Genomic DNA, 13559 nt, shown 5'->3' on the forward strand with positions numbered 1-13559 from the left:
GCTGATCGAACATCATGACGCGCTCCGTATGGTCTACCGTGAGGAAGACGGAGAGATCATTCAAGCATACAAACCAATCGGCGAAAGCAAGGTCAGCTTCGAAATCGTGGATCTGTACGGCACTGATGAAGAGATGCTGAAAAGCCAGATCAAGATTCTCGCGGACAGGCTGCAAAGCAGTCTCGATCTGCAAAATGGACCGCTTCTGAAGGCGGAGCAATACCGTACGGAAGCTGGCGATCACCTGCTCATCGCTGTACACCATCTCGTGGTCGACGGCGTATCATGGCGGATTTTGCTTGAAGACTTTGCTTCAGGCTACGTGCAGGCTGAAAAGGAAGGGAGCGTTGTCTTCCCGCAAAAAACAAATTCCTTCAAGGATTGGGCGGAAGAACTGGCGGCATTCAGCCAATCAGCAGATCTTTTACAGCAGGCTGAATACTGGTCGCAAATTGACGCTGAACAGGTTTCTCCTGTGCCGAAGGACTACGAAACAGAGCAGCGGATCGTCAAGCATACAAAATCCGTCATTTGTGAATTAACGGAAGAGGACACCAAACATCTCTTAACGGATGTTCATCAGCCATATGGAACCGAGATCAATGATATTCTTCTCAGCGCGCTCGGTTTAACGATGAAAAAATGGACAGACGGTGCCAAAATCGGCATTAACCTGGAGGGACACGGACGGGAGGACATCATCCCGAATGTGAATATCTCCAGAACGGTCGGCTGGTTTACGGCACAATACCCTGTTGTGCTCGACATGTCTGAAGCAGATGCCTCAGCCGTGATCAAAACAGTCAAAGAAAACCTGCGCCGCATTCCGGACAAAGGTGTTGGCTACGGCATTCTCCGTTATGTCACAGAAACAGCGGAAACAAAGGGCTTCACGCCAGAGATCAGCTTCAACTATTTAGGCCAATTCGACAGTGAGGTAAAAACCGACTTCTTTGAGCCGTCCGCTTTCGATATGGGGCGCCAAGTAAGCGAGGAATCAGAAGCACTGTACGCTTTAAGCTTCAGCGGCATGGTCAGAAACAGCCGGTTTGTGCTTTCTTGCTCCTACAATGAGAAGGAGTTTGAAAGAGCTACAGTCGAGGAGCAAATGGACCGGTTTAAAGAAAATCTCCTGATGCTGATCCGCCATTGTACGGAAAAAGAAGAGAAGGAATTCACGCCAAGCGACTTCAGTGCTGAAGACCTTGGAATGGACGAGATGGGCGATATCTTTGACATGCTTGAGGAGAATTTAAAATAAACGCAAGGGAATTACAGAAGGCGGGAGCGAAGCATATGAGTCAATTTAGCAAGGATCAGGTTCAAGATATGTATTACCTATCGCCGATGCAGGAAGGGATGCTGTTTCATACCATCCTGAATCCCGGCCAGAGCTTTTACCTTGAACAAATCACGATGAAAGTAAAAGGCAGCTTAAATATCAAATGTCTTGAAGAAAGCATGAATGTGATCATGGACCGGTACGATGTATTTCGTACCGTGTTCATTCACGAAAAAGTAAAAAGACCTGTCCAAGTCGTATTGAAAAAACGGCAGTTTCATATAGAAGAAATCGATCTGACACACTTAACGGACAGCGAGCAAACAGCCAAAATCAATAAATACAAAGAACAGGATAAGATCAGGGGTTTTGATTTGACGCGGGATATTCCCATGCGGGCAGCCATTTTCAAAAAAGCTGAAGAAAGCTTTGAATGGGTGTGGAGCTACCACCACATTATTCTGGACGGCTGGTGCTTCGGCATCGTCGTGCAGGATCTGTTCAAGGTATACAATGCCCTGCGCGAACAAAAGCCGTACAGTTTGCCGCCTGTCAAACCGTATAAAGACTATATCAAGTGGCTTGAAAAGCAGGATAAACAAGCATCACTGCGTTACTGGCGAGAGTACTTAGAGGATTTTGAAGGACAGACGACGTTCGCGGAGCAAAGAAAGAAACAAACGGACGGCTACGAGCCGAAAGAGCTGCTCTTCTCACTGCCGGAGGCGGAAACAAAGGCCTTTACCGAGCTTGCAAAATCGCAGCATACCACTTTGAGTACAGCACTTCAGGCAGTCTGGAGCGTATTGATCAGCCGTTATCAGCAGTCTGATGATTTGACCTTCGGCATAGTCGTTTCTGGGCGTCCCGCGGAAATCAAAGGCGTTGAACATATGGTCGGGCTGTTTATCAACGTTGTCCCAAGACGTGTGAAACTGTCTGAGGATATCACATTTAACGGTTTGCTCAAGCAGCTGCAGGAGCAATCGCTTCAGTCTGAGCCGCATCAATATGTGCCGCTCTATGACATCCAAACACAGGCCGATCAGCCAAAACTGATTGACCATATCATTGTCTTTGAAAATTATCCGCTACAGGATGCAAAAAATGAAGAAAACAGTGAAAACGGCTTTGATATGGAGGATGTACATGTTTTTGAGAAGTCGAATTATGATCTTAACCTGATGGCTTCCCCGGGGGATGAGATGCTGATTAAGCTAGCCTATAACGAGAATGTGTTTGATGAGGCGTTTATCCTGCGCCTGAAATCTCAGCTTCTCACATCGATTCAGCAACTCATCGAAAAGCCGGATCAGCCTGTCAGCACGATCAATCTCGTTGACGACAAGGAGAGAGCGTTTCTGCTTACTGGCTTAAACCCGCCGGCTCAAACTCATGAGGCAAAGCCTCTGACGGAGTGGTTCAAGGAAGCGGTGAACGTCAATCCGGATGCACCGGCGCTTGCGTATTCCGGCCAGACGCTTTCCTATCGCGAATTAGATGAGGAAGCAAACCGCCTTGCACGCCGATTGCAAAAGCAAGGCGTGGGCAAAGGCTCCGTTGTAGCGTTGTACACGAAGCGTTCGCTTGAACTGGTGATCGGCATTCTCGGCGTATTAAAGGCAGGAGCGGCTTATCTGCCGGTTGATCCAAAGCTGCCTGAGGACCGAATTTCATATATGCTGACTGACAGTGCGGCAGCCTGTCTGCTGACACATCAGGAGATGAAAGAAAAAGCGGCTCAGCTGCCGTATACAGGAACAACGCTCTTCATCGATGATCAAACACGGTTTGCAGATCAGGAAAGCGACCCAGCAATCGCGATTGAACCCGATGATCCGGCATATATCATGTACACGTCCGGCACAACCGGAAAGCCGAAGGGCAATATCACCACTCATGCCAATATTCAAGGATTGGTCAAGCACGTAGACTACATGGCATTTTCTCAAAAAGATACGTTCTTATCTGTTTCGAATTATGCCTTTGACGCGTTTACCTTTGATTTCTACGCTTCAATATTAAATGCGGCAAGGCTCATTATCGCAGATGAACATACGCTGCTTGATACAGAACGGCTCACAGATTTGATCCAGCAGGAGAATGTCAATGTCATGTTTGCGACAACTGCTCTATTCAATCTTCTCATAGATGCGGGAGAGGATTGGATGAGAGGCCTTCGCTGCGTGTTATTTGGCGGAGAGCGTGCGTCTGTGCCTCACGTCAGAAAAGCGCTGCGAATCATGGGGCCGGGCAAGCTGATTAACTGCTACGGGCCGACTGAGGGAACGGTGTTTGCGACCGCTCACGTCGTGCATGATATACCGGATTCCATCTCCTCATTGCCGATCGGAAAGCCGATCAGCAATGCCAGTGTTTATATTCTCAACGAGCAAAACCAGCTCCAGCCATTCGGGGCGGTCGGTGAACTGTGCATCAGCGGAATGGGCGTATCTAAAGGGTATGTAAACCGTCATGACCTGACGAAACAAAAGTTTATCACGAACCCGTTCAAACCGGGAGAAACGCTTTACCGCACAGGGGACTTAGCACGCTGGCTGCCGGACGGAACGATTGAATATGCTGGCCGGATTGACGACCAGGTCAAAATACGCGGACACCGGATTGAGCTTGAAGAAATCGAAAAGCAGCTGCAGGAATATCCAGGTGTGAAAGATGCGGTCGTGGTGGCAGATCGCCATGAGTCTGGCGATGCATCAATCAACGCCTACCTCGTGAGCCGGACGCAGCTTTCAGCTGAAGGCGTAAAGGCGCACCTGAAAAAACAGCTTCCTGCTTACATGGTGCCTCAAACCTTTACTTTCTTGGACGAGCTTCCTTTAACGACAAACGGGAAGGTCAATAAACGTCTGCTGCCAAAACCGGATCAGGATCAGCTGGCGGAAGAATGGATCGGGCCACGAGATGAGACGGAAGAAACGATCGCACAAATCTGGTCTGAGGTTCTTGGCAGACAGCAGGTCGGCATTCATGATGATTTCTTTGTGCTCGGTGGGCACTCCTTGAAGGCAATGACCGCCGCTTCCCGCATCAAGAAAGAGCTCGGGATTGATCTCCCGGTAAAGGTTTTGTTTGAAGCGCCGACGATCGCCAGTATGTCAGCGTATTTGAAAAACGGGGGCTCAGATGGATTGCAGGATGTAACAATAATGAATCCCGATCAGGATCAGATCATTTTCGCATTCCCGCCGGTCTTGGGCTATGGCCTTATGTACCAAAATCTGTCCAGCCGCCTGCCGTCATACAGGCTGTACGCCTTTGATTTTATTGAGGAGGAAGACCGGCTTGACCGCTATGCGGATTTGATTCAGAAGCTTCAGCCGGAAGGGCCTTTGACACTGTTCGGGTATTCAGCGGGGGGCAGCCTGGCGTTTGAAGCTGCCAAAAGGCTTGAGGAACAAGGACGCATTGTTCAGCGGATCATCATGGTGGATTCCTATAAAAAACAAGGTGTCAGTGATCTGGACGGACGTACGGTTGAGAGTGATGTTGAAGCGTTGATGAATGTCAACCGGGACAATGAAGCGCTCAACAGCGAAGCCGTCAAACAAGGCCTCAAGCAAAAAACACACGCTTTCTACTCTTACTACGTCAACCTGATCAGCACAGGCCAGGTGAAAGCGGATATTGATCTGCTGACTTCTGGCGCTGATTTTGACATGCCGGAATGGCTTACATCGTGGGAAGATGCAACAACAGGTGCTTATCGTGTGAAAAGAGGCTTCGGAACACACGCTGAAATGCTGCAGGGCGAAACGCTAGATAGGAATGCAGGGATTTTGCTCGAATTTCTTAATACACAAACCATAACGGTTTCCTAAATGAAGTGTGAAAGGAGGAGACGGCCAATGAGCCAACTCTTCAAATCATTTGATGCGTCGGAACAAACGCAGCTCATCTGTTTTCCATTTGCCGGCGGCTACTCGGCATCGTTTCGCCCTCTCCATGCTTTTTTGCAAGGGGAATGTGAGATGCTTGCTGCCGAGCCGCCGGGACACGGAACGAATCAAACGTCAGCCATTGAGGATCTCGAAGAGCTGACCGATTTGTACAAACAAGAATTGAACCTTCGTCCTGATCGGCCGTTTGTGCTGTTTGGACACAGTATGGGCGGAATGATCACCTTCAGGCTGGCGCAAAAGCTGGAGCGGGAAGGCATATTTCCGCAGGCGGTTATCATTTCTGCGATACAGCCGCCGCATATTCAGCGGAAGAAAGTGTCCCATCTGCCTGATGATCAGTTTCTCGATCATATTATCAAATTAGGCGGGATGCCCGCGGAGCTCGTTGAAAATAAGGAAGTCATGTCCTTTTTCTTGCCTTCTTTCCGATCAGATTACCGGGCCCTCGAACAATTTGAGCTTCACGATCTGAGCCCGATCCAATCGCCTGTTCATGTCTTTAACGGGCTTGATGATGAAAAATGCATACGGGATGCGGAAGGCTGGAAGAAGTGGGCGAAAGACATCACATTCCATGAATTTGCCGGCGGGCACATGTTTCTGCTGTCACATACGGAAGAAGTGGCAGAACGGATTTTTGCGATATTGAATCAGCATCCGATCATTCAATCGTGATCAAAAGCGGACAGCGCTGGCTGTTCCGCTTTTTTGTATGGAATGTCAATTTTTACATGATATAATAGTCGCAATACTCAAATAAAGGCAGGTCGAAACATGCACGCGTCTCCCAAGATGAAATGGTTTGTATTGCTGTTTACGTTTGTTTTCGCCATCGGAATGAACTCATTCAGAAATTCCTTTCAATTTTTTATGCTGCCGATGGCGGATACCTTCCATGCCGATAGGTCGCTGATCTCGGTTTCAGTCAGCATTTTTATGATTACAACGGGAATCGTTCAGTTTTTTGTCGGTTTTTTTATTGACCGGTTCAGCGTCAGAAAAATTATGGCGCTCGGAGCTGTTTGTATCAGTGCAAGCTTTTTGGTGCTTCCGTATTCACCGAATGTTCATGTGTTTTCTGCCATTTACGGAGTGCTCGGCGGAATCGGCTATTCGTGTGCAGTCGGCGTGACGACCCAGTATTTCATCAGCCGCTGGTTTGACACACACAAAGGCCTGGCGCTCGCTATTTTGACCAATGCCAACTCAGCGGGCCTGCTGTTGCTCTCGCCCATTTGGGCCGCGGCTCCGTATCATGCCGGCTGGCAAAACACCTATACCCTATTGGGCATCGTCATGGCGGCAGTTCTGCTGCCGCTCCTTGCCTTCGGGATGAAACACCCGTCACATGTGCAAGCGCCGTCAGTGAAAAAATCTTATGACTGGCGGGGATTTTGGAACGTGGTAAAGCAGTCTCGTCTTATTCATATCCTGTACTTTGGCGTGTTTACATGCGGATTTACAATGGGAATCATTGATGCTCATCTCGTTCCGATGCTGAAGGATGCACATGTCTCTCATGTCAACGGAATGATGGCCGCGTTCGGGGCGTTTATTATCATTGGCGGATTACTGGCGGGCTGGCTGTCAGATCTCCTCGGCAGCAGAAGCATGATGTTATCCATCTTATTTTTCATTCGGCTGCTCAGCCTGATTTGCCTGCTCATTCCCATTCTCGGAATCCATCACAGCGAACTTTGGTACTTCAGTTTTATCCTGTTATTCGGGCTCAGTTACACAGGTGTGATCCCGCTGACCGCGGCGTCCATTTCAGAAAGTTATCATACAGGATTGATCGGCTCGCTGTTAGGCATCAATTTCTTTATTCATCAGATCGCCGGGGCTCTCAGCGTGTATGCTGGCGGGTTGTTTTTTGACATGACCCATGATTATCTGCTGATTGTTGTTGTGTGCATCGTGTTTGTAGGTGTATCGGCTGGAATAGAGCTGGTGCCGTTTTTAGATAAACAGAAGGCAAAAGAAACGCATCAATCAATATAAAAGGATCAGCACTGTTAGCGCTGATCCTTTTTGAATTTTACTTTTTTTGTTTCGGTATGATTAAGGATAATTCCTCGGAATCTGTTCATCTCCTCTTTGGAATGAAAAAAATGTTTTGGTATCGCAATATATTGGCTGCTGGATGTATTGATCCCGAAGATATTTTTATATTCGAAAACAGCCGTGATTTCATGCCAATTAAAAATAAGGTCATACTTTTTAGAACATATACGGATTCCTTCTTGATTGAGGGTATACGTTCTTTTGGATTTGATCCGTTCGTTCTTCTTGTATGCTCTGAAAAACTTTACATATAGAAGAAGGAGGAGCAGCAGTGTAAACAGAACAGACATCACGATAATGAAAATACTATTCATAAACAAGTTAAGCGCTTCGCTGCCATAAACAATACGGGGCCATCCGTTAATGAAATGAACTGCAGCAAAAATGGCGCAAAACAATATAAAGTAAAAGAATGAGATTTTTCTGAGTTGATAAAAAAAGATTTCTCTTACGTCTTTAAAAGTAATCTCTCCTGGAAGATTAATACTTTCACTAGCATATTGAGTCATACGGTAACCTTACACCTCAAACCATGTTTTTCCTAACAGTCTAGCATAATTTCTCATTTTTTTGCAGGGGCCCTATGGCGATTTGTCTTTTTCTGCAGATTGGTATTGCTCCCCAGCACGCCAATAATAATACAAACCGCTCCGGCAAGATGATACCAGGCCAGGCTTTCGTTTAGAATCACCACTCCTGCAATCATCGTCACGATGGTAGACACATGATTAAAAGCGCTCATTTTAAACGCCTCAATCCGCGATAGCGTATAGTTGGACAAAAACGAAGTGACGAGTGAAGACAGCACGCCCAAATATACAATCGCGAGAACAAAATCGGGCTCTCGGAATGGCTGAACATAAGTGCCGACAGTTCCAGCCGCTCCGTGGCGCACAAGGGCGATGGCGTTGAAGGCGACAAAGCCGATCGCTGACATGATGTAAGTGAGCTCGGTCAGCTTGAACCGCTGGGTCATTTTTCTGGCAGCGGTATTGTACATCGCGGAGGACAAAGCGGACAGCAGGATCAGCAGAGATCCTTTTAAGCTGGCTGATTTCACGTCAACGCCTTTCATCACAAAAATAAACATGACGCCGGCAACGGATAAAACCGTAAAACCCTTCTGCGTCCATGTCGAGCGTTCCTTTAAAACATAGGCGGCAAGGACCATCGTGAAAATCGGAATCGCTGCCTGAATAATCCCCGCTTCAGAGGAGGAGGAGTACACAAGGCCGAATGTCTGAAAGCTGAAAAACAATGCCGGATACAGCAGGGCGAGCGGCAAAATGGCAATGACGTCCTTTACACGGATTGATAGCTTTACCCAGCCGAATAAGACCGGTACAGTGGCCGCAGCAAACGCAATGGTGAACCGGTGTGCCAGAATATCAAACGGTTCAGCTGTTTGCAGTGCGATTTTTACGAATAGAAAGGATAAACCGATAATGAACGAATATAAGATAGCCGCCATATAAGCGGAGGCTTGCTGATTTTTAACCATAATGGGAGGTGCTCCTTTACCTGAATTGCAGCGCCGGTCGCTTTATTTTATTGTATGGCTGTGACCAGAACGGTACAATGAGAAAAACAATGAACTGTACCGGTACAAAACAGGGGGAGAAGCATGGAGAAATATATGAGTCTTTTAACGAGGATAGAGGAGATGATGCAAAGCAACGCCTATCAAGAAGGAGACAGGCTCCCGTCCATCCGTCAGCTGTCCGCCCGCTGCCAAGTCAGCAAAAGCACAGTGATCCGCGCGTTGCAGGAGCTGGAAAAGCGCCACCTCATCTACTCGGTTCCGAAAAGCGGCTATTATATTGTGAAAAAGACGGGAAAATCAAAAAGCGGGCAGCCGGGCCCCATCGACTTTGCCACATCTGCACCGGACCCCGATGTGTTTCCATATCTTGATTTTCAGCACTGCATCAACAAAGCGATTGATACATACAAAAATGATTTGTTTATTTATGGAACGCCAAAGGGGCTTCCATCACTCATTCGCGTACTCCGAAAGCTGCTGGCCAATCAGCAGGTATTTGCGGATGAACGGCATATTTTCATCACATCAGGTGTTCAGCAGGCGTTGTCCCTGCTTTGTGCAATGCCGTTTCCAAATGGGAAAGAGAAGATCGCCATTGAACAGCCGGGCTATCATTTGATGATTGAACAGCTTGAGACGCTTGGGATTCCTGCTATCGGAGTGAGAAGAACAGAAGAGGGGCTAGATATAGCCGAGGTCGAGCGGCTGTTTCAGACAGAATCGATCAAATTTTTTTATACGATGCCGCGCTTCCATAACCCGCTTGGCTGCTCTTTGTCAGAGCGAGATAAACAAGAGCTTGTGAGACTGGCAGAAATGTATGATGTCTATCTCGTTGAGGATGATTATCTCGGTGATTTGGAGGAAAATAAAAAGGCAGATCCGCTGTACGCATATGATCTGTCCTCGCATGTCATTTATTTGAAAAGCTTCTCGAAAATGATGTTCCCCGGCCTTCGCGTGGGGGCCGCTGTTTTGCCGGATGCGCTGGCTGACATGTTTCACACGTACAAAAAGCTGAACGACATCGACTGCTCGATGATTTCTCAAGCAGCGTTGGAGATTTATCTGAAAAGCGGCATGTACGGCAGGCATAAGGAGAAGATCCGCGCTTCCTATAAGGAACGGTCACTGAGGCTTCATCAAGCCATCCAAACACATAGGCAGCTGGGAAGCGGCCGCTTTACGTTCTCCAGCGGACAGGCACCCTGCATGCACACCCATCTGGTGCTTCCTCGGGATCTGCCAGCCTCAAGGGTGATTCAAAGGCTGAAAAAACAAGGGGTTCTCCTTGAGGCGATAGACCGTCATTATTTATCAGATTATCCGAAAGAAAATCTATTAAAAATCAGTATTTCCAATGTGAAAACGGAAGATATTGAGCATGGCGTCAAGCTGCTGATGAGCCACTTATAAAAGCGCTTCGTACGAGACCATTGTGATATCCTCGGGGAAATCGTGGTGCGCGGCGCACACAGCCATTTTGTAGGCGGGATCCACCTCATAGGTTTTGATATAGCATGGTGTATGGCTGTCCGGAAGCTCAATGGATACTTGCCCGTCCTGGTGCAGGCGCACTGAAAAGGAATCAAGCGGAAGCGATAAGCCTTTGCCTTCCTGTTTGATAAAGCTTTCTTTCATTGACCATAGATGATAAAAATAGTCTGTCTGCTCGTCCTTATTTTTTGCCAAAAGGTCGCTGTACTCTGTTTTTGAAAAGAAACGTTTGGCGATCTCAAGGCTGATCGGTTTCATTTTTTCAATATCGATGCCAATCGGCTGTGAATCAAACGCACAAACGACCCAGCGGCCAGAGTGAGAAATGTTGAAATGGGCGTTAGGAAGATCAGGGATGCAGGGCTTCCCGTATTCCTGCGCGCCGAAGCGGATGTCGGCTTTGTCCAGCTGATACTGTCCGCTGATGACTGAGCGAACGAGCACATCTCCCAGCAGGGTGCGGTGAGCATCTTCTTTATGATAAAATCTCCGGCATTTCTCCCGTTTTTCAGGCGATATGAAAGACATTAACCGTTCAGTCTCTTCCTGTGAAAGCGGGCGGTCCATATACATTCCGTAAATCTTCATTCTAGATCCTCCGTCTGCAAAAGATTGTCAAAACCATCCTATCATACTTCAACAAGACTCATATAGAGGAGAAAATAAAAAAACAAAGCCGAGGCGGCTTTGTTTTAGTGTATAGGCGGAGATGCTTTCACAGCGGCTGTCCGCCTTGCCACAGCATAATTCAGCAGCTGGATTGACTGGGGCAATGAAAAGCGCAAAATGAGTCCGGTGAGGATGGCGGTCAAAATAGTGCCAAAACCGATCGGGCCGCCCATGCCCCATGCCGCAAATAAAATTGTTATTTCCATGCCGTTCCGCACCCATTGCACATTCCAGCCGGTTTTTTCTGTAATCAGCATCATCAGTGAATCACGCGGCCCCGCGCCAAGGCCTGCTGATACATAAACACCGACGCCGTAGCCGATCAGGAGCACACCGAGAGAGAAGACGATGACGGAGCCCGTGTAGGTCGAGGGGGCAGGCAGAATGAAATTGAAAAAATCTATAAATATACCAATGAGCACCATATTCAGGATCGCCCCAATTTTTGGCCAAGCCCTCGTAAACAATGACGTTAATCCGACGATGAGCGCTCCAATAATGATGGACCACTGGCCGACGGTAAGCCCGAAGTGCTGAAACAGGCTGTAATGAAATGCATCCCACGGGCTAATGCCGAGTGCTTTTCCTTCTATCGTCAGGGATACACCAAAAGCCAAAATGATCAAACCGGCAAAATAAAATGTCCAGCGCAGAACAAGTTCTTGCTTCACGTGAGGTCCCTTCTTTCGTAAAAATCAGTCGATTGTCATTGTAGCACATCTGACAGAAGGGCGGAATAGGCGAAAGGGGCTCAACAAAAAAACAGGGCGCCTGTGGCAGCCCTGTTTTGGTTTAAATATTTATTGCCTTTTCTGCTACTTGAAATGAGTCTGACTCGTTAGCGTATGATCCTGCATTTAATAAACCAGCAAAAAGGAAACCAATCAAAGCGGTGCTGATAATAAGTTCTTTTATTATAGCGACTCCGTAACTTTTAGTATTTGAGTTTGGGCATTTATAGTCCTCTTTAAGAAATTCCTTCCTTCGGTAAAATTTCCTGTTTCAAAATGAAAGTCACCTATTTTTTCTGTTAATTCTGCATATTCAGACCATAGACGTTTCTTTTCCAAATATTTAAGGCTGCGCTCCACTTCTTTCTCATTATACTCTTCATAAATTGAATAAATGATTGTTAATTTTGCTTTATATTCTTCTTCATTACAATGCAAGGCTAGTTTTAATGCTTTTTCATAAAATAAATGTGCTTCATCCAGTTTAGAAGATTGATAAAGCACATTTGCCATCATATATAATGTCCTAATACTATTAGCTGTGTTCATGTGATCTTTCATTTCTAATGCTCTTCTGAAAAATACTCAGCATCTGTAAGATTTCCACCTCTTGTTGATACAAGTCCTAAGTTATGGTGGATTACCCCGGTAATCCTATTTGCTTGTTTTCCTTTCAAATGTTCAGCCTTGTGTAAAGCTTCTCGATAATAATGGATTGCCTCTACATATTCTTTTTGATCAAATTCATACTTTCCATGGAAAAATAATGAATAATATTTAAGAAGACCAGTAAGCCTTTTTTGGCGGTTTTCAATTTTCTCAAGCAGTTCTGAGATGCTTGGTCGCTCTTATTTTTTCTCTGGCGGTTCTAAGGAGTCTAACATCAATTGGTGACCGAAAACACATAAGAGAATAATAGAGAAGTAAATCTTGATCCTCTTCCATTGCCTTTATTTCTAGCTCAACCTCTGCCTTTAAAACTTCAGCATCAGGTACACTAAATTGACGAATCATCTTATACCATTCGTTAATTTTAACGCCTACGTGTGATGATGGTACTGCTGACCCCATATCATTTGCAATATGATGCTTGTCCGCAAAAAAACCGCAAACTTCTAGGAGTTATTACTAGATCTTATAAAAGAAAAAACCCAAAACGGCATTCGTTTTGGGTTTTTTTAAGATTTTACAGCGGGTTCAAAATCCGGTTCAAGAACCGCTGCGTCCGTTCTTCCTTTGGTGCGGAGAAAATTTGCTCCGGCGGTCCCTGTTCCACGATTACGCCGCCGTCGATGAAGATGACTTCATCCGCCACATCCTGGGCGAATTTGATTTCGTGAGTTACGACGACCATGGTCCAGCCTTCGTTGGCCAAATCCTTGATAACCTTCAGCACCTCTCCGACAAGCTCGGGGTCAAGCGCTGAGGTCGGTTCGTCAAACAGCATGAGCTCAGGCTGAATCGCCAATGCACGGGCGATGCCGACGCGCTGCTGCTGGCCGCCGGAGAGCTGGAACGGATATAAATCCATTTTGTCCTTCAATCCGACTTTTTCAAGAAGCTGAATCGCTTCTTTTCTGACTTCCTCTTTGTTCCGTTTTTGCACCTGAACAGGGCCCTCCATCACGTTTTCAAGGGCTGTGCGGTGCGGGAACAGGTGATACGCCTGGAATACCATTCCGGATTTCCGGCGCAGCTTTAGGATATCTGCCTGTTTCACTTTTTTGGAGAAATCGATGGAGAAATCATCAAATGCAAGCTCCCCGCGATTCGGAATCTCCAGCGCGTTCAGGCAGCGGAGCAGCGTCGTTTTCCCTGAACCTGAAGGCCCAAGTATGGCGATGACTTTC

Annotated in this window: 11 protein-coding genes and 1 pseudogene; 5 read left to right on the forward strand and 7 right to left on the reverse strand. The window is 46.9% G+C overall.

The window, feature by feature from the left end; translation table 11 throughout:
* From RAC86_RS25945 to RAC86_RS25960, 4 genes are all read left to right on the forward strand, one after another.
* Positions 1–1261, forward strand: a 1261-nt coding sequence (locus RAC86_RS25945; RefSeq protein ID WP_377886173.1) for a condensation domain-containing protein, incomplete at its 5' end; no start/stop codon positions are given.
* 35 nt (positions 1262–1296) lie between these two features.
* On the forward strand, positions 1297–5124 hold the full coding sequence (srfAC, locus tag RAC86_RS25950) for a surfactin non-ribosomal peptide synthetase SrfAC (RefSeq protein WP_072565730.1): 3828 nt from the start codon (positions 1297–1299) through the stop codon (positions 5122–5124).
* A 27-nt stretch (positions 5125–5151) separates the two neighbouring features.
* On the forward strand, positions 5152–5880 hold the full coding sequence (srfAD, locus tag RAC86_RS25955) for a surfactin biosynthesis thioesterase SrfAD (RefSeq protein WP_072183602.1): 729 nt from the start codon (positions 5152–5154) through the stop codon (positions 5878–5880).
* A gap of 99 nt (positions 5881–5979) precedes the next feature.
* Positions 5980–7206, forward strand: a complete 1227-nt coding sequence (locus RAC86_RS25960; RefSeq protein WP_072565731.1) for an MFS transporter — start codon at positions 5980–5982, stop codon at positions 7204–7206.
* Between the two features lie 14 nt (positions 7207–7220).
* Here the strand turns inward: RAC86_RS25960 and RAC86_RS25965 are convergent, their stop codons facing one another.
* Together RAC86_RS25965 and RAC86_RS25970 are read right to left on the reverse strand one after the other, a co-directional pair.
* A complete protein-coding gene (locus RAC86_RS25965; RefSeq protein ID WP_072565732.1) occupies positions 7221–7778 on the reverse strand; it encodes a YcxB family protein in 558 nt (185 codons plus the stop codon).
* A 53-nt stretch (positions 7779–7831) separates the two neighbouring features.
* The gene (locus RAC86_RS25970; RefSeq protein ID WP_072565733.1) at positions 7832–8770 is read right to left on the reverse strand and encodes a DMT family transporter; all 939 of its coding nucleotides are present in this window, start codon (positions 8768–8770) and stop codon (positions 7832–7834) included.
* Between the two features lie 123 nt (positions 8771–8893).
* Here RAC86_RS25970 and RAC86_RS25975 point away from each other — a divergent pair, with 123 nt between their 5' ends.
* On the forward strand, positions 8894–10228 hold the full coding sequence (locus tag RAC86_RS25975; protein ID WP_072565734.1) for an aminotransferase-like domain-containing protein: 1335 nt from the start codon (positions 8894–8896) through the stop codon (positions 10226–10228).
* Here RAC86_RS25975 and RAC86_RS25980 read toward each other — a convergent pair.
* The 5 genes and pseudogenes from RAC86_RS25980 to tcyC all read right to left on the reverse strand — a co-directional run.
* Positions 10223–10897 carry a 4'-phosphopantetheinyl transferase family protein gene (locus RAC86_RS25980; protein ID WP_014112626.1) on the reverse strand — a complete coding sequence of 225 codons (675 nt, stop codon included), beginning with the start codon at positions 10895–10897 and terminating at the stop codon, positions 10223–10225. The two genes, RAC86_RS25975 and RAC86_RS25980, sit on opposite strands and share 6 nt — an antisense overlap.
* Before the next feature lie 104 nt (positions 10898–11001).
* Entirely contained in the window at positions 11002–11649 is a 648-nt protein-coding gene (locus RAC86_RS25985; RefSeq protein WP_014112627.1) for a YczE/YyaS/YitT family protein, read from the reverse strand.
* Positions 11650–11892: 243 nt separating this feature from the next.
* A complete protein-coding gene (locus RAC86_RS39440) occupies positions 11893–12222 on the reverse strand; it encodes a hypothetical protein (RefSeq protein WP_483861767.1) in 330 nt (109 codons plus the stop codon).
* Between the two features lie 182 nt (positions 12223–12404).
* Positions 12405–12780 (reverse strand): annotated as a pseudogene (locus tag RAC86_RS39445) (response regulator aspartate phosphatase); the annotation flags it as partial.
* A 115-nt stretch (positions 12781–12895) separates the two neighbouring features.
* Positions 12896–13559: cystine ABC transporter ATP-binding protein TcyC (tcyC, locus tag RAC86_RS25995; RefSeq protein WP_377886174.1), on the reverse strand; the 664-nt coding region annotated here is incomplete at its 5' end.

This window comes from Bacillus sp. LR_5, assembly GCF_042709275.1.

Bases quoted from the DNA above. Each gene is read 5' to 3' on its own strand.
- srfAD (WP_072183602.1), top strand. From the start codon at position 5,152: ATGAGCCAACTCTTCAAATCATTTGATGCGTCGGAACAAACGCAGCTC.
- RAC86_RS25980 (WP_014112626.1), bottom strand. From the start codon at position 10,897: ATGAAGATTTACGGAATGTATATGGACCGCCCGCTTTCACAGGAAGAG.
- srfAC (WP_072565730.1), top strand. From the start codon at position 1,297: ATGAGTCAATTTAGCAAGGATCAGGTTCAAGATATGTATTACCTATCG.
- RAC86_RS25970 (WP_072565733.1), bottom strand. From the start codon at position 8,770: ATGGTTAAAAATCAGCAAGCCTCCGCTTATATGGCGGCTATCTTATAT.
- RAC86_RS25965 (WP_072565732.1), bottom strand. From the start codon at position 7,778: ATGACTCAATATGCTAGTGAAAGTATTAATCTTCCAGGAGAGATTACT.
- RAC86_RS25975 (WP_072565734.1), top strand. From the start codon at position 8,894: ATGGAGAAATATATGAGTCTTTTAACGAGGATAGAGGAGATGATGCAA.
- RAC86_RS25960 (WP_072565731.1), top strand. From the start codon at position 5,980: ATGCACGCGTCTCCCAAGATGAAATGGTTTGTATTGCTGTTTACGTTT.
- RAC86_RS39440 (WP_483861767.1), bottom strand. From the start codon at position 12,222: ATGGCAAATGTGCTTTATCAATCTTCTAAACTGGATGAAGCACATTTA.